We start from the raw sequence: 19391 nt of genomic DNA on the forward strand, positions 1-19391 counted from the left end.
ATTTTTATTTCAGGAATTTTATAATTGCCATTTCGCATAGCAGAAAGAGCAGTGCAAAGATAACAAACCATTTCCAAAGTTGATTATCCATGCGGTTGCTTTGTATGTCATGAAAAATAGTTTCAATAGAATTGGCGGTGTTGTAATCGGATAATAGATTTTCATCTGCCTGATTGAGATTGCTTTCACTTCGGTTGTAATTGAAACTGATATTTTCAATTATTTGTTTTTGGTTGTAAATTTCAAAATTTCCAGCTTCCTGTGGCAAATCATTAAAAGTCATTTTGACCTTAGTATTTAAAATTTGCTGTACTGGGATAAACTGTTCTTTAGTGTTTTTAACTTCCAAAATCCCATCTTTCGCCAACGAAGTATCAACAATATAAGGGTTGCTGTTGCCAATAGTTAATGCATTTACACCATTGTTTTGATTGAATTGTGCCATTTTGTAAAAAACAGGAACAATGATTGGCGATTGTTGGAAATTAGAATTTTCGGTATTTATGGGGGCTGAAAACACATAAATTGCCGAAACCGGATTACTTATCGCTGATAAAAAAGGACTATCGTCATTAAAGGATAAAACCGCCGGATTTGAACCCGAAATACCAAAAGAGGCTTTGGTCATTGGATACTGAAAATTAGAAATTTGGTTTTCAAAAACTCCGGAAAATAGTGGGTGACTGAAATTGATTTTACTAATCAGCTTTTCGGTTGTTGTGTAGGATTTGATTTGGATGTTTCCAAAATGCATCAAGAAAGCCGAAAGTGTTTTTGCATCACTTTTTGCATTAGGAATTACAATCAAATTGCCTCCTTTTTGAACAAAATCTTTCAATGTAATTTGTAATGCCTGAGGAATTTCTTCTAATTCATTCAAAATAATTACATCTTGTTTTTCTAGGTTGTTATAGTTTAAGCTACTTAATTCGGAGTTGGAATAATTAAATTCATCAGCGGTATAAATGCGTTGCAAAAAATTGCTTTTTTGACTTTCGCCAATGCTGATTACGTTTGGTTTTTTGGTTTCAGAAATACTAAAATAGTAATTGTTGTCGTAGGCTAAACTGTTGTCACTAATGGAAACATAACCATTAAAAGCCTGTTTAGGAATATTAAAATGCAATGATTTTTTTGGACTGTCTAAATTGGAAACGGTTTTGGCTATCAATTTGTCTTGATCGTAAATCGCAATGGGAACTGATTTTATATCCTTACCAGTACAGGATAAATTCACATTAATATCATAGAAATTATCGGTAGTCTCGTCAATATAAACACTATCAACTGCTACATTGTTTTTTTGTTCTGATTTTGGAATGACAAAATAAGGCACTGCATCTTTGGGCAGACTTTTAAGTTGTTTGGAATTTAATCCAATAGCATCCGTAATGATAATGATATCTTTTTTAGTTTTCGTTGGATTACTGTTAATTCGGGCCAAAATCGCTTTTAAGTCAAATGAAATAGCGCTGTATTTTAAATTTTGTAGTGTACTTCTAATCGATTTAATATCGGTATTCCAATAACTTTCGGTATTGGTAAGTAAAGAAAAATTCTTGTTTTCCGGTGTCGTTTCTAATAGTTCCTGAACGGCTCTTTTTAATAATTCACCCTTTTTTCCTTTTGCCTGCATACTAAAAGAATTATCCAGAATGATATACATTTCGTTCGCACTGTTTTTATGGTCTTTAGCATCAAAAAAAGGTTGGGCAAAAGCAAGAATCAAACAAGTAAACAGCAATAATCGACAAGCCAGTAACAGCCATTTTTTGAGTTGGGAACTTTTTCTGGTTTGTATTAAAATTGATTTTAGAAACTGAACATTGGTAAAATATTCTTTTTTAAACTTTCGGAACTGAAACAAATGAACCAAAATTGGTATGAGCAATAAAAAGAGAAAGTATAGAATTTCCGGATGTTTAAAATGCATGGAGTTCAAATGTTTACTGCCTATTATTAATATAAAAGCAGTGAATTCTTTCCAAAAATACAAATTTGTACCTACTTATAGATTAAGGGGGAATGTTTTTTTCAAAGTTGTAATCGTTTGCTTTTAATGTGTATTTTAGCTTTGCTCTAAAAAAATAAAAAATGAAAAAAATTGGTTTGTTATTAGTCCTCTTGTTATCAACTATAAAATTTCAGGCGCAGGACAAGAAATATAATTTAGTTATTGGGACTTATACCAAAAGTTGTGAAAGTAAAGGAATTTATATTTATGATTTTGATGCAGTAACTGGAGTAACCGAATTTAAATCTTCTACTGAAAATGTAATCAATCCTAGCTTTGTTTCTATTTCAAAAAACAATGATTTTATTTATTCCGTAAATGAAGATGGTCCAAAAAGTACGGCGAGTGCTTTTAAATATGATGCAAAAAAAGCTACTATTGAATTTGTAAACAAACAGGAAATTCAAAATCCAGGGCCATGCTACATCATAAATGATGCTAAAAATGTTATTACAGCCAATTATACAGGAGGAAGTGTGGCTGTTTTTGGAAAAAATAAAAACGGAAGTCTGACGGAATTAAAACAATTAATTATGCATAGCGGAAAAGGGATTAATTTGAAACGTCAGGAAAAATCACACGTACATTCGGTGCAGTTTTCACCGGATCATAAATTTGTTTTGGCTACCGATTTAGGTACCGATAATATGTATGTGTACCAATACCAACCAAATGAAGCAAAGCCATTAGAACTTAAAGATAGTATCAAGGTGAAAGCGGGGAGTGGCCCAAGACATTTTGCTTTTAGTAAAGATGGAAAAAAGTTGTATTTGCTACAGGAATTAGACGGAACCGTTTCGGTTTTCAATTACAATAAAGGCAAATTACAAATGGTTCAGGAAACTACTGTAGTGGCTGAAGGTTTTACACAGCCTTTTACAGCTGCCGATATTCATATTTCGCCGGATGAGAAATTTTTATATGCAACCAACAGAAAAGAGGCCAATACCATTACATGTTTCAAGATTTTGAAAGATGGGAAATTAGAATTGGCTTCCCGCAACAGCACTTTAGGTGATGGTCCTCGTAATTTTGCGATTGACCCAACGGGAAATTTCCTTTTAGTGGGACATCAATACACGAATAATGTGGTGATTTTTAAGCGCAATACCGAAACCGGAGTATTGACTGACACTGGAAAAAGAATTGAAATGTGTTCGCCGGTTTGTTTGATTTTTACAGAACAATAAATTTTATAGCTACAAAGTAATGAATGAATCCTTATATCAATTTTTGGATCAAACGCCTATATTGTCCCCATCATCTGTGGAGGATTTACTACGTTTTTGGAATACTGAAAGATTGCTTCATGCCAAGGAATTACTTTTAAATTTTCAGCAGAAGGATTCTAATTTATATTTTGTCAAAAAAGGTTGTGTGCGTTTATTTGTTGTGGATAATAATGGCGAACAAATTAATATGGGATTTGGTTATGAGAATTCATTAATTACCTGTTTTCAAACTTTTATAGAGGGAAAGCCGTCATTAATTAGTATTGAAGCTGTTTTAGAAACCGAACTCTTGGCAATTGCCAAATCTGATTTGATGCAATTAATTCATACAAATCCTGAAATTGCCTTATGGTATCAATCGATGTTAGAGCTGACTTTGACAGGACATATTCAACGACAGGTTGAATTGCTCACTTTGAAACCTAAAGAAAGATATGCTGTTTTTATGAAAAGAAGCGGACATTTGATTAATAGAATTCCTTTGAAGTTTATTGCTTCTTATTTAATGATGAAACCGGAAACTTTAAGCCGAATTAGAGCACGAATTTCTTGATTTAAATCAAGTAGAATTTATAGGTTTAATTTCAACTTTGTGAATGTATAATTTAAAAATCACAAATTATGAAATTAGTTCCCGGTCAAAAAGCGCCTTTATTTGTCACTAAAGATATTTTTGGAAATACAGTAGATTTGAATCAGATTCAAAATGAAAAAATTCTGTTGAGTTTTTTTCGTTATGCTGAATGTGCTATGTGTAATCTTCAGATTGCTAAGATTATGAAAAGCAAAGATTTATTTGCAAAAAAGGGTATTCAGTTAATTACCGTTTTTGAGTCTCCGACAGAAAGTTTGCAATCAAGTATTGCTTACAGACATCAATTTGATTTCCCTGTTATTGCCGATACAAATCGGGATTTGTATGATTTGTATAAAGTACATCCATCCTGGTTTAAAACGATGCGTACCTTGTCTGCTAAAGGATTTCAACATTTGGCTGAAGCTACAAAAAAAGGTTATAAAGCCGGAGGAAAAGTAGAGGGAACTTTACATCAAATCCCTGCCGATTTTTTAATTGGAAAAGATAAAGTGATTCAGATTGCGCATTATGGAAATAGTGTCATTGATCATTTTCCTTTGGAGAAAGTATTTCAGATGTCATAGAATTTAAAAAACCTAAAAATGAATTTTCATCTTTAGGCTTTCGAATTTATTTCTTCTTTTTCTTTTTAGCAGCTTGTTGTTTCAGCATATTTCTATTGACAGAGCCATGTGTTTTTTTCTTGGTTTTAGAAGGACCACCCAAGTTGATTTTTGTGTTCTTTTTGGCCTTATCATGAAAAGCCGCTCCGCCTTCAATTTTAGGTTTTTTCATCAAATGCTTAATCGGTTGTCTGTCTTTTTCAGGACCAATTAATTTGGCTGAAATTTCAACTTCTTCAGGGAAATCTTCAATGCTTAATTCCATGTCCATCAATACTTCAGCTTCAATTTTGGCTTCTTCTTCACGAGGAGTGACAAAACTTATGGCTGTTCCAGTACTATCTGCACGACCGGTACGACCAATACGGTGCATGTACAATTCGGCAAACTCAGGCATTTCAAAATTGATTACATGAGTAATGTCTGAAATGTCCAAACCTCTGGCCATGATATCGGTAGTTATCAATCCACGCAAACTGCCTTCCTGAAAAGAAGCCATCGTATTCAAACGGTAATTTTGCGATTTATTAGAATGAATCAATCCAAATTGCCCTTCAAAATCTTCCTCGATACGTTCGTGAAGCATGTCAGAAATCTTTTTGTTGTTGACAAAAATCAGCACACGACTCATCTCTTCATTCGTAGCTAATAAGTGTTTTAACAAATTGATTTTAGTATTGAAATTCGGAACATTATAGGTGATTTGTGTAATTTTTTCCAAAGGTGTTCCTGAAGCAGCCAGTGTTACTTCTTCCGGATAATCGAAATAATCGTTCAAAATTGCATCAACTTCATCGGTCATGGTTGCCGAGAATAAAATGTTTTGACGCTTTCTTGGCATCATCGCAAATAAAGAAGTCAATTGTACTCGGAAACCTAAATTCAGCATTTCGTCAAATTCGTCAATGACTAATTTTTGCATGTCTTCAAAACGCACCACATTGTCCAGCGCTAAGTCCATGGTTCTTCCTGGTGTTCCTACCAGAATATCAGAACCTTCATAAACATTTTTCTTCTGCGTATTGATGTTTACACCTCCATAAATCCCGATAGTTCGGATGGACATATGTTTAGTCAATTTTTCGATTTCTTCTACAACTTGAACTACCAGTTCGCGGGTGGGAACCAGAATAACAATTTTAGGTGTATGTGTAGTACTGAATTTGTATTGTTTTAATAAAGGTAACAGATAAGCAAAGGTTTTACCTGTTCCGGTTTGTGCAATTCCCATCATGTCTCTTCCTGACATAATCACAGAGAAAGATTTCTCCTGAATAGGAGTAGGAGTAGTAAGTCCTATTTCATCAACTGCTTTTTGTAATGATTTAGGTAGATTGAATTGCTCGAAAGTAGCCATAAAACGTAAATTTTGTGCAAAGATAGTCTTTTTGAGGCTAACCTTAGAAAAGGAATTGTATTAGGGAAAATTTAAAACCGCAAATTCGCAAATTTTCATTTGGAATAAAATATAAAGGTCAAATGAATTGACAGTTAATTTTATTTTGTGTTCACTGAAATCAGTTCGTGAAAATCTTTTAATTTGCGAATTTGCGGTATTTTTTTTGCTTTCGTTTTTTAAAAGTTTATTTAAATTTCAAATCCCAGGTAACAGTAAGTGAATAAATCCAAAAATAATTACCCGGATCAAAACTAATTTCCTGATGCGCTACATCAAATTGTGCTCCCCAGGCATTTTTATTTTTATTGGTACTAAAAAAATAACCTACATTAAAACGTTGTGTTTGCAATCTAATAATGGAAACATCATTGGAATCAAAAATAAATTGGTTTACCTCAGGGGAAACACCCATACTGAACATTAAACTAAGATAATTATCAGCATTGCTGCGGTATTTTCTATAAGTTAAAGCAGCAGAAGTACTGGTTCCGCCATCTCCGGGCGTAAAATAGGGACGTAAAGACCAATAACTATTTCCGGTATACCAACCCAAAGATCCTGTATAAATGTTGGTAGTTGTGCTGTATTGTAAAGATCTAAAACCAGCCGAAAGTTCTAAACCATGGGGTAAAGATTTGTATAATTCGGCACCTAATCTAAAGTCAGGAAAGATAAAACTATTGGCATAACCAACATTTAAATAGGCATAAAGTCCTTTGGTGATTTTAGGATACATATCCACTTCAAGCTGAGCTCCGTTTTCTCCAAATCGGCGATTGAAATTGACTCTCCCAATGATGCTTCCGTATTTGGTTAGCTTTCCATAACTCAAACTGTAATATTGCATGGGGTCAAAAGTTTTGGAATACAAATCAACAGCCGCTCTCACCCCAATAGAATTAGTTCTCAAGGTACCATTAAGGGTTTCCAAAAATTCTTTGGCATTTTGGTTGTCAGGATGTTTTGCAATTATATCTTCAACAGTAGTTTTAGCCTCCACAGGATTAGAGGTGTTTTTTAAAGCTGTTGCTTTCAATAAAGTTATATCTGGATCGTTTGGGAAAATTTTCAATGCCGAATTAGCCATTTGTATAGCATCATATGGAGCATCGGCCCATGATTCGTTTTTAATGGCTGCTAACCAGTTTTCTTTATTATCAGGTGCTTTTTCAATTACTGAGGCAAATTCTTTTCGAGCTTTTTTATAATCTCCGTCCCAGGAATAGGTCGTTGCTAAAAAAGTGCGGATATCATGATAATTAGGGTATTTAGTCAAAATATGGACTAAAGTATCCTGAGCTTGTTTGCGTTGTTGATTGAATGCAAGTTTTCGGGCAGTTTCAAATGAAGTGTCCGGATTTCCATTATATGGTTTTTCCTGAGCCTGAATTTGTGTTAAGTATGTGAAACTCAGGAGCAGTGCTAATTTTACAACTGATTTATTGATCATTATTGTATTTCGTTTTTAAGTTTAAGAAAATCACGGTTTTTAGGCTGGTTTTTAAGCAGACTATCAACGGCTTTTTTAGCCATGGCGATATTATTAGTCCTTTTGTAAGCTTTGGCTAATTTAATACCTAATTCCGGATTTTTGATTTCATTTTTTAAAGCTTTTTTTGCAATTTCTATTCCTTTATTATCCTGATTGGACCACCAGTAAATATCCATTAAGGCAAGATAGCTGTCATAGTAATATGGCGTTCTTTTTACCACTTCTAGTAATTCTTTTTCGGCATTTTTATAATCCTTATCCCAAGCCAGTGTGCGACCTTTTAGGGTTCTTACATCGGCATAATTAGGTAAATCATTTAAGATGTAATTGCATAAAGTACGTGCTTCTTTTCTTTGATTATTGAATGCAAAATCACGGGCCTTAAAGAAAATTTGGTCATTACTCAATCCCTGAATTTCTTTTTTTATGAAAGCTGTTTCTTCTTTTGAAAACTCATAAATTGACTTGCTGTAAATTTGTAGTGATTTTGGGATGATTTTATTTTTTTGAGTTAAATAAGCATTCAGTTTTTTTGCTTCATGCATATTTTCTTCTACTGTTTTTAAAAGTTCGCTATCGCTGATTTTTTTAGTTTCAAAATTTTCGTCAATTTTAAAGAGTTCTCCGTTAGAATACAAATACTCTTTGTAAATGAGCTCATCAATGACACCTTTGTTTTGCATGATTGGAATAGAGTGAATGTTTCTAAAACGTATTTCTGTATCTAAACCGGAACTCATCCAAGCCGTTTTTTCCAATTTATTCATTTTGTAATTATTAGTCAAAAAGGAAAGTAAACTAGGTGTAATATCCCAATGCGAAGAAACAGATTTGAATGATTGTGCTTTTTTTAGCATTGGACTATAGATGTATAAAGGCACATGGAAACGACACAATTTGTCTTTTTGTTCAATGGGAATTAATCGGTGGTCACCTGTAATCACAAAAATAGTGTTGTTATAATCCGGCCTTTTTGCATAAGATTCCATGAATTTTTGAATCGAATGATCAGTATATAACAAAGAAGCATAAATATCTTTATAAGTATCTATTTCTGAAGGAGAAAGAGCTAGCGATTTATTGTTGTTTTTAATATAATCTACTTTTTTAAGGTATGCCTCTTTTTCAGGAAATTCAAAAGGCTCATGATTAGACAATGTCATGATGATATCTAGACGAGGGCCTTTTTTAGTATCCATTTCTGAAAGTGTTTTTTTGAAAATTTCAGCATCAGGATATCCCCATGAAAAGCCTTCTTCGTTTTTTTGGGTCATTTTATAATTTGCACCAAATTTATTGATGTCAATAATGTTGTCAATATTGTTGTATTCTAGAAAATTAACACGATGGTCAAAACTAGATTCGTCGCCACAATAAAAAGCAGTGTTGTAACCATTTGATTTTAAAATACTAATTAAAGAGCTATGAGCTGGCAACGGATTCATTTCCAGAAAACCTTTGTTTCCATAAGGTAATGAACCTAAAATAGAAGGTAGAGCACCAAAAGTACGTCCTGCATTACTCACGAAATTTTCCCAATAGAGCGATTTTGGTATCATCGAATCTAAAAACGGTGTGAAACCACGATTAGCATTTTTTCCAATAAATTCATCACCTAAACCTTCAACAATAATCATTACAATGTTTGGTTTTTCTTCTTTTATATTGAAAAATGGAGCTAAAACATCAGGAGTTGCTGAGGCAGGTTTTAATAAAGGGAATTCGTTTTTATAGGTTAAATTTGCTGCGTCAAATTCATTTTTGTCGTTTTGAAAACGAATGATTTCATTGGTAAAATAGGCTAGTTTGTTTTGGTATCCAATTTCAGAAATTTCAGAGACAAAGAATTTGATTAAAATGCATAGTATTGCTAAACCTCCAGATATTTGATATAATTTTTTTGACGATAAAGTTTTGATGTAATACTTACAAATTGCCCAAAACAAAACAGGGAATAAAATAAAAGGGACAAAATACACTATAGAAAATGATTCAGAGGCTGTGACGGTTGTATACATGTCCTCCAGTGAATACCCAAGAAAATCAGCACCTAAATTCACTAATGTTGTTAGATGGTATTTAGTTAATCCAAATTGACAAATTACAATTATTGTAAAAATCACTTTAAATATTCTGTCGGCCCATTCATTGCTTTTATAATTTATCGCAAAGTATAATGGTAATCCTAGCAAGCTAACAATGAGTACTGTCCAGAAATCATTGATAAGTTTGTATACTAAAGTGATAGCTGGATTTGTTATTTCGATACCGGCAGATATTTTAGCAACTATTTCGAATAGGCTTATGAACCAAAAAACAGTTAACATTGATAAGCACAAGAAACCGTAACTAAATGGTTTTTTTAGTTGTTGATTAGATTCCATTGAATGTAAATTTGATAGTTTTTTATTTAATTGCTACTCATTCCTTTGCGGGTCATTTCCCCCCATTTTATTTTTTTATTAAAATGGTAGTCAAAGTTACCCTTTATTGCAGCATATAAAACAAAAGGATGATTAAATATTGGTTCTGTAAAAGCGGTTTTAATCAATTGCCATCCCATTCCTTTTTTTGAATATTGATGGTAAGTAAGTTCCTCGGTGATGATGGTAATGATTGAGAAAAATACATTAAATAGATAAGCTACTAATAGAAAAGATATAGCATATACCCAAACAACATATCCACCGAAAATAAGGATTAGAAAGTAGATTAATCCTAAAACTTCCATAATTGGCGCTACTCTTTCAAATAATAACCAATAAGGATAACTAATCATTCCTAAGGCATTGTACTGACGATTAAAGCCAATTTTTTTGTGTTTTTTTAGTGTTTCAATAGTACCACGAGTCCATCTGTTTCTTTGCGAAATAAATATTTTATATGAGTCAGGAGCTTCTGTCCAGCATAATGGATCCGGAATGTAGGCAACACGATATTTTACCTTTTTTTCTTCCATATGGCGTCTCATTCTTACGATGATTTCCATGTCTTCACCAACTGTTTTGGTATCATAACCACCTACTTCAAGAGCTGTTTTTTTATCAAATAAACCAAATGCACCTGAGATTACCAATAAACCATTGAGTTTACTCCAAGCCATTCGACCTAAAAGAAAAGCTCTTAGGTATTCTAAAATTTGTCCTCTTAAAATACTGCTTTTAGGTAAGTTAATATCTAATAATTTTCCGTCTTTGATTTTACAAGAATTAGCAATTCTGATAACTCCGCCTGCTGCAATAACTTTTTCATCAGTAGATTCAAGAAATGGTTTCACCATTTTTTGTAATGCATCTTCCAATAATAAACAATCTACATCAATACAGGCAACATATTTATGTGTACTTATGTTTAGACCAAAATTAAGTGCATCAGCTTTTCCTCCGTTTTCTTTGTCTACAACGATTAACTTTTCAAAAGCGGGATTGGTAGATTTGAAAACACCTTGTCTTAATGGTTTTGTTGGAATTTGATTATTAATCAAATAATCCACTTTAACTAAATCGTAAGCAGCAATTAATTTTTCTAAACTATCGTCCTTACTACCATCATTTACAATTATTACATCATAATTTACATAGTGATTTGAAAGTAATGAGCGTACATTTTCAACAATATTCAGACTTTCATTATAAGCAGGTGCAATAATAGAAATTGAAGGCGAAATAGGTGAAGATAAAATTTTAGTATAGTTTACAAAACTATTTTTCTTCATGTAATTTACAGTTTCAAATCCTGAAATTATTGCAAGTATGATATAGGAAGCTACTGCGGCAATTGCATAACCAAAAAAGATAAAATCTAGAAAATCGATGATATAACTTGGAATATTCATAATTAACTGGCTTTGGTAAAGTTGGTGTCAATTGGGTAGTTTTCGGTAATGCTATTGATTTTAAAGGTGTTGTCTTCTTCAACAGTAATTAGGTTCATAATTTTCATTACTGATATTCTGATAAAGAAATTGTCGTGATTTACATAGTCTTTAATGAATTCAAGATCATCCGGCATAGACATTTCTTCCATCATTTTGAAGAAAGCAATTTGTTCATCCAGTGTTCTTTCAAATAGACCGTCTTTTAATATACCTACGGCTTCATAAATACCTAAATGGCTTATCAAATTGATAGCTTCAATTCTAATTTCAGGATTTGGATGATTGAAAAGAGTTATTATTTCTTCCTGAACACCAAATTGATTATGAATTCGAACTAGTTTGAGTGTAAATGATACAACAGAGTCATTTTTGGAACGCAACCATTCATTCATATCCGGAACTTCAAGATTTTTAAACCTGCTTAATATTTCTATCAGCTGGATTTGATCCCATTCTGAAAGTTGGTTCTCGATAATATTTAAAAATTCAAGACCTTCAAAACGAAATAATTGTACCAGATATTTTTGAATTTCAAAACGAACTTCCTTTTTAGGATGATTAATTAACTGAATAATTTCATCGTGCGCCTCTTTAATTTCAAATTGGGTTAACTCTCTAATCGCACGTGCAACTGCATCCCACTTTTTGCTCTTTAATTTTTTTGTTGCCGAAGTAATTAATCCTGTTTCATAATACAAATTTTGAATTGCATCAGCAGTTTCACCTGAAACATCATCTTTTAAGCGTATAAATGTCTTGATGATTATCTTTCTTTTCAAACGATTATGTGAACATTTTTTTAAATATTCAATAATCTTTTGTTGTTGGTCAGTGGCCATTTCATCGTCACTTGCGTATAGATACTCAATTAAATCGGATTCGTATTTTTTTGCATAAGTGCTTTCTATACGCCTTTTTATTTTTAATCGATCTCTAAGATTTTTTAAATAAACTAGTGATATAAATATTATTGTAGAAAGAATCACAGATAAGTAGATACACATTTGTATAATAACGTGCATACTATTTATCGAGTCAATACTATTTTGGAAAAACTCTAACATGATAGTTAATGATTAAAGCTTTATTGCATTAACCTTTTGATACGAATAATTAATTCGTTTGGACTAAAAGGTTTGCTCATAAAGTCTGTTGCACCTAAATTAAACGCATTCAAAACCATTTCTTCCTGCCCAGCAGATGAAAAAACGACTATAGGAGTCTTTCGGTCAAGTTTGTTTCTTACATGACTTATAACCTCTAAACCACTTATAAAAGGCATCATGATATCGGTTAAAATCATGTCTGGATTGTTGTCTTCTATTAGATCAACAGCTTCTTTACCATTAGTAGCTATTAAGAGATGGTAACCTTCTTTTTCTAATTTGAATTGTAATAATTTAGAAAGAATAGAGTTATCCTCAGCTAAAACAATTTTTTTTGTTAGATTCATTTTTTAGTAGGTTTAATGGTTTTATAATTGGGGCTTAATTACAAGATAAAAGTAATAAATAAATTGTAACAACATCGATAAAGTGTATAGAAATATCGATAAAATGCATTTTTTGTTATTTACATGCGTTAAATACTACAAAAAATGCATTAAAAAATGAATTTTTGTTCTAAATAATATTTAAAAAAATAATTTAAGAATATTGATTTTAGAATTTTGTATTTAAAATCCCTCAAAAACACCAAGCCCAAAGAGTGCAAAATCGTATTTTACAGGATCATTAGCGTCTAATTGACGAAGTTTTGTGTCTAATTCTAAAAGTGCTTTAGAATCATTTTGTTTGCGCTCAAGTAAGCTTAGTTTTCGGGCAACATTTCCAGAGTGAACGTCTAAAGGGCAGGAAAGTTTTGATGGAGAGATGGATTCCCAAATACCTAAATCGACTCCTTTGTTGTCCTGGCGACACATCCAGCGCAAATACATGTTAATGCGTTTGGCTGCCGAATTATTCAAAGGATCCGAAATATGTTTTTGTGTTCGGGCTAAATGCGGAATTTCGAAAAAGATTTTTTTAAATTCGGAGATGCTTTTTTGCATTGAATTGGTTTCTTGGTTTTTTGCAAAAACAGCTTCAATACCATTATGGTTTTTATAAATGTTTTGTAAACTTTTGATAAAACCCACGAAATCCTGACCGTTAAAGGTTCGATGCACAAAAGATTCTAATCTATCTAAATCTTTTTCTGAATGTGACATGATAAAATCATAGGGAGTATTGCCCATCATTTCTATCATGCGATGACTATTTTTTATTATCATTTTTCGATTTCCCCAGGCAATTGTGGCACTCAAAAATCCGGCAATCTCAATGTCTTCCTTTTGGGTAAATAAATGCGGAATTTGAACCGGATCACTTTCGATGAAATCTAGTGTGTTGTATTGCAATACTTTTTCGTCCAAAAAATCTTTGAGTTCGGAGAAATTCATTTTTAGGAAAATGGAAATTAATGGTCGCTAATCATACCGTCAACCATAACTAGTTTTCGGTCGGCCATGTTGGCTAATTCTTCATTATGAGTAACAATCACAAATGTTTGTCCAAATTCATCTCTTAGTTTAAAAAATAATTGATGCAAATTTTCAGCTGAGTGAGTATCCAGATTTCCGGATGGTTCATCGGCAAAAATAACTGCCGGTTTATTGATTAAAGCCCTTGCAACAGCCACACGTTGTTGTTCACCACCCGAAAGTTCGCTTGGTTTATGATGAATACGATGCGAAAGTCCTAAGTAGGTTAGCAGTTTAATTGCTTCCTCCTCAGTTTCTTTTTTGTTTTTCTTGGCAATATAAGCTGGGATACAAACGTTTTCCAGAGCAGTAAATTCTGGTAGTAATTGGTGAAACTGGAAAATGAATCCTAAATTTAGGTTTCTAAATTTAGACAAATTTTTGTCGTTCATTGATAAGATATCTTCATCGTTGATGCGAAGTGCGATATCATTTTCTTTACTAGGACGGTCAAGTGTTCCCAAAATTTGAAGAAGAGTTGTTTTACCTGCTCCCGAAGCACCTACAATAGAAACGATTTCTCCTTTTTGAATATGTAAATCAACTCCTTTTAAAACATGTAGTTGGTCGTAATATTTATGTAAGTTTTTAGCTTGTATCATCAATTGGCAGTTTTTACAAAGAAACAAAGATTTTAATGATTATAAAATTGGCTTTACTATATTTTTGGATTAAAAAAGCATAAATTTGAGTTAACATAACAAGAATACGATCCCAAATTTAAAAATGAAAACTTATGAATAACGATATTAAAATGGAAATAGCAACTTTGGCAGGAGGCTGTTTTTGGTGTACCGAAGCTGTTTTTTTGGAACTAAAAGGAGTAGAAGGGATTGTGCCAGGTTATATAGGAGGTGATACAGAGAATCCTACTTATAAGGAAGTTTGTGAGGGCAACACTAATCATGCCGAAGCAATACAAATTACTTTTAATCCTAAGGAAGTGTCCTATGGAGAATTATTAGAATTGTTTTTTGCAACCCATGATCCTACAACTTTAAATCGTCAGGGAGAAGATGTAGGTACACAGTATCGTAGTGAGATTTTTTATCATAGTCCGGAACAAAAAGAAATGGCCGAGGCTTTTATTCGTTTTCTAACAGAAGAAGCTGTTTTTGAAAAACCAATTGTGACTAAAATTTCTCAAGCTTCTGTTTTTTTTGAGGCAGAGGATTATCATCATAATTATTACAATCAAAATAAAACACAAGGTTTTTGTGCTTTTGTGATTGCTCCAAAAATTAATAAAGTAAGGACTTATTTTAAAGATAAACTCAAAGAGCAGTAGAGTGGAAGTCAAAAACAAAAAACTGATTTTAGGAATTGTATTTGATGCAATAGGAATGCTGTCATTTACAATTCCTTTTGTAGGTGAGTTTTCAGATGTGATCTGGGCTCCTGTTTCTGGTTTTTTGATGACAAGGATGTATAGAAGTAAGTTGGGAAGAATTGCTGGAATTATTTCTTTTGCAGAAGAATTTTTCCCTTTTTCTGATTTTATACCCTCTTTTACTTTAGTATGGGGATATTATTATTTGATCAAAAAGAATACAGATTAGTTTTCTTCTTTTTTGAATAAAAATCCTAAGCCCATTTTTTGGAGCATTTTCTTTTCGAATGCCCAGAAAAATTTGAATTGACCAAAAAGAAATCCAATAATTACTAGTAATATTTGATATAAAGGCAGAACGATTAATAAACGCACAGGAGTATGCCAGAATCCAAAATCTTCTTTTAAAATTCCTAACCAGATGCATACTGGTTTTGAAATCCAAGCCGAAGCCGATCCTGTAATGGCAAAAACGATAAAAATTATGGTGAGTTGAAAATTAGACTCTACTTTCCAACGTTCTTTTAATCCCTTCATCTTTAGTTCTAATGTTTACAAATGTACTAAAGATTATCGTAAAGGAACATGGCCAAGAAGTTTTTGGCGGTAATTATTTTGAAAATAAATCATGTAATTGTAGATTAAATAATTTACTTCATATCCATAATTAATATTGGAATCATAATCAATACTCATTTCGTATAAATCGCGGCGATAGCGTTGCGGTTGTAAGAAACGGTTGTTCCATTCGCTAATATAGAGTATGTTTTTGTTTTCCAGATAAGATTGAGTGTAAAAACCACGAGGGTAGGCCATTGAATTAAGCCACATATTAAAACCTGGGTCTATAATGATTACTTCATATTCTAAATCTTTGTTGGCTATTTTAACAGTGTCGTTAACGCTCGAATTTAATGCCTCTTTTTTGGGGATAATTGTTTTTTGACCTGCACAACTTAGAATAATTAGGCCTGAAATTAAAGCTAATATGAAGTGAATTTTTTTCATGTTGCCAGATAGATTGGAATATTAAATTTACAAATTTAATGAGCTATTTATGTAGTTTTTTATCAAAAAATGCCATCGGTCTTATTGATCTATGGCAATTCAGTTTTATGTAATAACCCGTTGGGTGAAATTATTAAAAACGTCAGTTCGAGTGTTTTTTGTGTAGTGAAACGAAACAAAAAATGTATCGAGAACCGTTTTTAATAAAATTTTTCTTGTTCTCGATACGATTTTCTACCGAAAATCACTCGAACTGACGAAAAATCACCATCAAAAACTAATTTCACCGAACGGGTTTATGTAATATGTTTATTTTCCAAAAAGTTTCCCAAGCATTCCGCCCAAACCGCCTTTTTTGGTGAGTTCAATAGCGTCATCTAAATCTACTTTTCCATCCGAGTTTTGGTCTAAACCAAAGTGTAGCCCATATTTTCCAATGGCATCCATGATACTAGCATGTTCAGGGCTGTTGCCACCTGTTAAAGAATCAAGAAGACTCGAAAGGTTGATGCTGTTGTCCTTAGGGTCGTTAGCTTTATTGATTAAAGAGCCTAGTATTTTAGGAATCATTGATGCAGCAGTAGATGTTGCAACACTAGAATCAATACCTAGTTTTTGACTTAATGAATTGCTTAGATTATTAGTGATTTTTTGAACTGCGGGATTGTTTCTGTCAATGTCTTTTCCTTGAAGTAATCCTACTATTTGTGATAAATCCACATCATTAGCAATATCTTTTAAGCTTGAAAAAATGGATTCACCTGTTTGTTTTAGGACTGCGTCATTCTTATCATTTGGGATTGCCTCATTTTTTACAACGGCATCTTGTCCAAATTCCTGTACTAACTGGGATAATTGATCTAACATGATTTTTACTTTTTATAAGGTTACTTATCAAATTTAATAAAAAAAAGGACTCATTACCGTTTGGAATGAGTCCTTTAATGTTATTAAAATCTTAAAAGTTATCCTAAGATACTGATAATTTGTGATGCTAATTCAGTTCCAATACGGTCCTGAGCCTCTCCTGTAGCAGCTCCAATGTGAGGAGTCAAAGAGATTTTTGGGTGCATTAATAATTGAGTAGCAGGAGTTGGTTCGTTTTCAAAAACGTCTAAACCAGCAAAAGCAACTTTTCCGCTGTCTAAAGCTTTAACCAAGTCAACTTCGTTGATAACTCCACCACGAGCACAGTTTACAATTCCAACACCGTCTTTCATTGTTGCGAATTCTTTTTCTGTTACAATGTATCCGTTTTGAGCAGGAACGTGTAAAGTGATGAAATCAGATTCAGCAAAAACTGATTCTAATGATTGTGTTTTGATAGTAGTTGTAATAGCTTGTCCGTCAAAGAATTCCACTTTTACATCAACTTGCGGGATGAAACTATCAGCAGCGATAACTTTCATTCCTAAACCAAGCGCCATTTTAGCAGTAGCCTGACCAATACGACCAATACCTACAATTCCTAAAGTTTTACCTCTTAATTCAACTCCGTTTGCATAAGCTTTTTTCAAGTCATTGAATTTAGTATCACCTTCTAGTGGCATGTTTCTGTTAGAGTCGTGTAAGAAACGAACTCCTGTTAATAAATGAGCAAAAACTAATTCAGCTACAGATTCTGATGAAGAAGCAGGAGTGTTGATTACCTGGATTCCTTTGCTTTTAGCATACTCCACATCAATGTTATCCATACCTACACCACCACGACCGATGATTTTAATGCCCGGACAAGCATCAATAATGTCCTTACGAACTTTAGTTGCACTACGAACTAAAATAACGCTTACGTTGTTTTCGTTGATGTAGTTAGCTACTTGTTCTTGAGCAACTTTTGTAGTGATTACTTCATAACCACCTTTTTCTAAAGCTAAGATTCCACTTTTTGAAATCCCGTCGTTTGCTAATACTTTCATGTTTTTTTATTACATTACGAGGTTGTGTCCTCAAATTAATTGAATGTTTTTAGAAGCTGTTTCCCGCTATCCGTTTCAATCTTATGTCGGCGTAGATGCCTGCCGCCACAAGGATTTCCACTTCTATCGGGGCTAGAGCCTCTGCTAGCAATTTCAATTTAAAGATTGAAAAATTTGAAGATTCAATCAATAGATTTATTTAAATAAACATAGATTCTTTAATCTTTCAATCATTGAATCTTTTCATTTATTTAAACTGCTTTCTCTAAAGCTTGCATAACATCTACCAATACTTGTACGCTTTCAATTGGCATAGCATTGTAAATAGATGCTCTGTAACCACCTACTGAACGGTGACCAGGAAGTCCAGAGATTCCGGCTGCTTTCCACATTTTGTCAAATGTTTCCGTGTGCTCCGGATTTGTTAACAAGAAAGTTACATTCATGTTAGAACGGTCTTCTGTAACAGCAGCTCCTTTAAATAATGGATTTCTGTCAATTTCGTTATAAAGCAATTCAGCCTTAGCGTTGTTTAATTTTTCAACAGCTGCAATACCACCTTGTTCTTTGATCCATCTCAATGTCAACAGAGATGCGTAAACAGGGAAAACAGGAGGCGTATTGAACATACTATCTGCTTTAACGTGTTTGGCGTAATCCAACATGCTAGGAATGTTACGACCGTTTTTACCAATGATTTCTTCTTTGATAACTACTAAAGTTGTTCCTGCAGGTCCCATATTTTTTTGAGCACCAGCATAGATAATATCAAATTGAGAAAAATCTAATTCTCTTGAAAAAATATCCGAACTCATGTCACATACCATTGGAACATTCGTTTTAGGGAATTCTTTCATTTGAGTACCAAAAATGGTATTGTTTGAAGTACAGTGGAAATAATCTGCATCAGCAGGAATTTCATATCCTTTTGGTACATAAGTGTAGTTGTCTTCTTTTGAAGATGCTACAATTACAGTTTCTCCAAAAAGTTTTGCTTCTTTGATAGCTGCAGTTGCCCATGTTCCTGAATCTAAATAAGCCGCTTTTCCGCCTTCTTTCATCAAGTTGTAAGGAACCATTAAAAATTCTAAACTAGCTCCACCAGCAAGAAAAAGAGCTTGGTATCCTTTTCCTTCTAATCCAAGTAATTCAAGTGCTAATGCTCTTGCTTCGTCCATAACAGCAACAAAGTCTTTGCTGCGGTGCGAAATTTCTAAAATAGATAATCCTGAATTGTTAAAGTCTAAAATAGCCTGAGCTGATTTCTCAAAAACTTCTTGTGGTAAAATACAAGGTCCTGCGCTGTAGTTGTGTTTTTTCATGGTGTAGTTTATGTCCAAAAAATTAAAATGCAAATTTCGATAATAAGAGTCGAATATGCATTAAATTATTCATAATAATT

At 32.9% G+C, this 19391-nt stretch carries 19 protein-coding genes; 5 read left to right on the forward strand and 14 right to left on the reverse strand.

Translation table 11 applies throughout. From position 1 onward, the window contains the following. Window positions 1-4 precede the first annotated feature (4 nt). On the reverse strand, window positions 5-1933 hold the full coding sequence (locus tag AAEO59_RS05090; RefSeq protein ID WP_341699655.1) for a vWA domain-containing protein: 1929 nt from the start codon (window positions 1931-1933) through the stop codon (window positions 5-7). Window positions 1934-2094: 161 nt separating this feature from the next. On the opposite strand from AAEO59_RS05090, the gene AAEO59_RS05095 reads away from it, so the two are divergent. From AAEO59_RS05095 to AAEO59_RS05105, 3 genes are all read left to right on the forward strand, one after another. Continuing rightward, on the forward strand, window positions 2095-3204 hold the full coding sequence (locus tag AAEO59_RS05095) for a lactonase family protein (protein WP_341699656.1): 1110 nt from the start codon (window positions 2095-2097) through the stop codon (window positions 3202-3204). A gap of 19 nt (window positions 3205-3223) precedes the next feature. Continuing rightward, complete coding sequence (locus tag AAEO59_RS05100) at window positions 3224-3799, forward strand: Crp/Fnr family transcriptional regulator (protein WP_341699657.1); 576 nt, start codon at window positions 3224-3226, stop codon at window positions 3797-3799. Between the two features lie 68 nt (window positions 3800-3867). Next, a complete protein-coding gene (locus tag AAEO59_RS05105) occupies window positions 3868-4407 on the forward strand; it encodes a peroxiredoxin-like family protein (RefSeq protein WP_341699658.1) in 540 nt (179 codons plus the stop codon). A gap of 46 nt (window positions 4408-4453) precedes the next feature. Here the strand turns inward: AAEO59_RS05105 and AAEO59_RS05110 are convergent, their stop codons facing one another. The 8 genes from AAEO59_RS05110 to AAEO59_RS05145 form a co-directional block, all read right to left on the reverse strand. Continuing rightward, window positions 4454-5803, reverse strand: a complete 1350-nt coding sequence (locus AAEO59_RS05110) for a DEAD/DEAH box helicase (RefSeq protein ID WP_341699659.1) — start codon at window positions 5801-5803, stop codon at window positions 4454-4456. Window positions 5804-6029: 226 nt separating this feature from the next. Next, window positions 6030-7295 carry a YaiO family outer membrane beta-barrel protein gene (locus tag AAEO59_RS05115; protein ID WP_341699660.1) on the reverse strand — a complete coding sequence of 422 codons (1266 nt, stop codon included), beginning with the start codon at window positions 7293-7295 and terminating at the stop codon, window positions 6030-6032. Next, window positions 7295-9721, reverse strand: coding sequence for a sulfatase-like hydrolase/transferase (locus AAEO59_RS05120; RefSeq protein WP_341699661.1), 2427 nt, complete (start codon window positions 9719-9721; stop codon window positions 7295-7297). The genes AAEO59_RS05115 and AAEO59_RS05120 overlap by 1 nt, the downstream gene beginning before the upstream one ends. A 26-nt stretch (window positions 9722-9747) precedes the next feature. Beyond that, window positions 9748-11172, reverse strand: coding sequence for a glycosyltransferase family 2 protein (locus tag AAEO59_RS05125; protein WP_341699662.1), 1425 nt, complete (start codon window positions 11170-11172; stop codon window positions 9748-9750). 2 nt (window positions 11173-11174) lie between these two features. Continuing rightward, the gene (locus tag AAEO59_RS05130) at window positions 11175-12278 is read right to left on the reverse strand and encodes a HEAT repeat domain-containing protein (RefSeq protein WP_341699663.1); all 1104 of its coding nucleotides are present in this window, start codon (window positions 12276-12278) and stop codon (window positions 11175-11177) included. Between the two features lie 20 nt (window positions 12279-12298). After that, a complete protein-coding gene (locus AAEO59_RS05135; protein WP_341699664.1) occupies window positions 12299-12667 on the reverse strand; it encodes a response regulator transcription factor in 369 nt (122 codons plus the stop codon). A 222-nt stretch (window positions 12668-12889) separates the two neighbouring features. Then, on the reverse strand, window positions 12890-13654 hold the full coding sequence (locus AAEO59_RS05140; protein ID WP_341699665.1) for a TIGR02757 family protein: 765 nt from the start codon (window positions 13652-13654) through the stop codon (window positions 12890-12892). Window positions 13655-13671: 17 nt separating this feature from the next. Further along, window positions 13672-14337, reverse strand: a complete 666-nt coding sequence (locus AAEO59_RS05145; RefSeq protein WP_341699666.1) for an ABC transporter ATP-binding protein — start codon at window positions 14335-14337, stop codon at window positions 13672-13674. A 134-nt stretch (window positions 14338-14471) separates the two neighbouring features. On the opposite strand from AAEO59_RS05145, the gene msrA reads away from it, so the two are divergent. Both msrA and AAEO59_RS05155 read left to right on the forward strand, forming a co-directional pair. Further along, entirely contained in the window at window positions 14472-15023 is a 552-nt protein-coding gene (msrA, locus tag AAEO59_RS05150; protein ID WP_341699667.1) for a peptide-methionine (S)-S-oxide reductase MsrA, read from the forward strand. 1 nt (window position 15024) lies between these two features. Next, a complete protein-coding gene (locus tag AAEO59_RS05155) occupies window positions 15025-15294 on the forward strand; it encodes a hypothetical protein (RefSeq protein ID WP_341699668.1) in 270 nt (89 codons plus the stop codon). On the opposite strand, the gene AAEO59_RS05160 is transcribed toward AAEO59_RS05155, so the two are convergent. The 5 genes from AAEO59_RS05160 to serC form a co-directional block, all read right to left on the reverse strand. Continuing rightward, on the reverse strand, window positions 15291-15602 hold the full coding sequence (locus AAEO59_RS05160) for a DUF6787 family protein (protein ID WP_341699669.1): 312 nt from the start codon (window positions 15600-15602) through the stop codon (window positions 15291-15293). The genes AAEO59_RS05155 and AAEO59_RS05160 overlap by 4 nt on opposite strands. 33 nt (window positions 15603-15635) lie before the next feature. After that, on the reverse strand, window positions 15636-16073 hold the full coding sequence (locus AAEO59_RS05165) for a DUF6146 family protein (protein WP_341699670.1): 438 nt from the start codon (window positions 16071-16073) through the stop codon (window positions 15636-15638). 309 nt (window positions 16074-16382) lie between these two features. After that, the gene (locus AAEO59_RS05170; RefSeq protein WP_341699671.1) at window positions 16383-16940 is read right to left on the reverse strand and encodes a hypothetical protein; all 558 of its coding nucleotides are present in this window, start codon (window positions 16938-16940) and stop codon (window positions 16383-16385) included. Between the two features lie 98 nt (window positions 16941-17038). Then, the gene (locus AAEO59_RS05175; protein ID WP_341699672.1) at window positions 17039-17989 is read right to left on the reverse strand and encodes a D-2-hydroxyacid dehydrogenase; all 951 of its coding nucleotides are present in this window, start codon (window positions 17987-17989) and stop codon (window positions 17039-17041) included. A 251-nt stretch (window positions 17990-18240) separates the two neighbouring features. Next, on the reverse strand, window positions 18241-19311 hold the full coding sequence (gene serC / locus AAEO59_RS05180) for a 3-phosphoserine/phosphohydroxythreonine transaminase (RefSeq protein WP_341699673.1): 1071 nt from the start codon (window positions 19309-19311) through the stop codon (window positions 18241-18243). Between the last annotated feature and the right edge of the window lie 80 nt (window positions 19312-19391).

The sequence above is a fragment of the Flavobacterium flavipallidum genome (assembly GCF_038289905.1).
Lineage (GTDB): Bacteria > Bacteroidota > Bacteroidia > Flavobacteriales > Flavobacteriaceae > Flavobacterium > Flavobacterium flavipallidum.

What these genes read in the sequence shown, in the direction of transcription:
- AAEO59_RS05165 (WP_341699670.1), bottom strand. Translation starts at nt 16,073, where the DNA reads ATGAAAAAAATTCACTTCATATTAGCTTTAATTTCAGGCCTAATTATT.
- AAEO59_RS05160 (WP_341699669.1), bottom strand. Translation starts at nt 15,602, where the DNA reads ATGAAGGGATTAAAAGAACGTTGGAAAGTAGAGTCTAATTTTCAACTC.
- AAEO59_RS05100 (WP_341699657.1), top strand. Translation starts at nt 3,224, where the DNA reads ATGAATGAATCCTTATATCAATTTTTGGATCAAACGCCTATATTGTCC.
- AAEO59_RS05140 (WP_341699665.1), bottom strand. Translation starts at nt 13,654, where the DNA reads ATGAATTTCTCCGAACTCAAAGATTTTTTGGACGAAAAAGTATTGCAA.
- msrA (WP_341699667.1), top strand. Translation starts at nt 14,472, where the DNA reads ATGAATAACGATATTAAAATGGAAATAGCAACTTTGGCAGGAGGCTGT.
- AAEO59_RS05175 (WP_341699672.1), bottom strand. Translation starts at nt 17,989, where the DNA reads ATGAAAGTATTAGCAAACGACGGGATTTCAAAAAGTGGAATCTTAGCT.
- AAEO59_RS05135 (WP_341699664.1), bottom strand. Translation starts at nt 12,667, where the DNA reads ATGAATCTAACAAAAAAAATTGTTTTAGCTGAGGATAACTCTATTCTT.
- AAEO59_RS05170 (WP_341699671.1), bottom strand. Translation starts at nt 16,940, where the DNA reads ATGTTAGATCAATTATCCCAGTTAGTACAGGAATTTGGACAAGATGCC.
- AAEO59_RS05090 (WP_341699655.1), bottom strand. Translation starts at nt 1,933, where the DNA reads ATGCATTTTAAACATCCGGAAATTCTATACTTTCTCTTTTTATTGCTC.
- serC (WP_341699673.1), bottom strand. Translation starts at nt 19,311, where the DNA reads ATGAAAAAACACAACTACAGCGCAGGACCTTGTATTTTACCACAAGAA.
- AAEO59_RS05145 (WP_341699666.1), bottom strand. Translation starts at nt 14,337, where the DNA reads ATGATACAAGCTAAAAACTTACATAAATATTACGACCAACTACATGTT.
- AAEO59_RS05130 (WP_341699663.1), bottom strand. Translation starts at nt 12,278, where the DNA reads ATGTTAGAGTTTTTCCAAAATAGTATTGACTCGATAAATAGTATGCAC.
- AAEO59_RS05115 (WP_341699660.1), bottom strand. Translation starts at nt 7,295, where the DNA reads ATGATCAATAAATCAGTTGTAAAATTAGCACTGCTCCTGAGTTTCACA.
- AAEO59_RS05105 (WP_341699658.1), top strand. Translation starts at nt 3,868, where the DNA reads ATGAAATTAGTTCCCGGTCAAAAAGCGCCTTTATTTGTCACTAAAGAT.
- AAEO59_RS05110 (WP_341699659.1), bottom strand. Translation starts at nt 5,803, where the DNA reads ATGGCTACTTTCGAGCAATTCAATCTACCTAAATCATTACAAAAAGCA.
- AAEO59_RS05125 (WP_341699662.1), bottom strand. Translation starts at nt 11,172, where the DNA reads ATGAATATTCCAAGTTATATCATCGATTTTCTAGATTTTATCTTTTTT.
- AAEO59_RS05120 (WP_341699661.1), bottom strand. Translation starts at nt 9,721, where the DNA reads ATGGAATCTAATCAACAACTAAAAAAACCATTTAGTTACGGTTTCTTG.
- AAEO59_RS05095 (WP_341699656.1), top strand. Translation starts at nt 2,095, where the DNA reads ATGAAAAAAATTGGTTTGTTATTAGTCCTCTTGTTATCAACTATAAAA.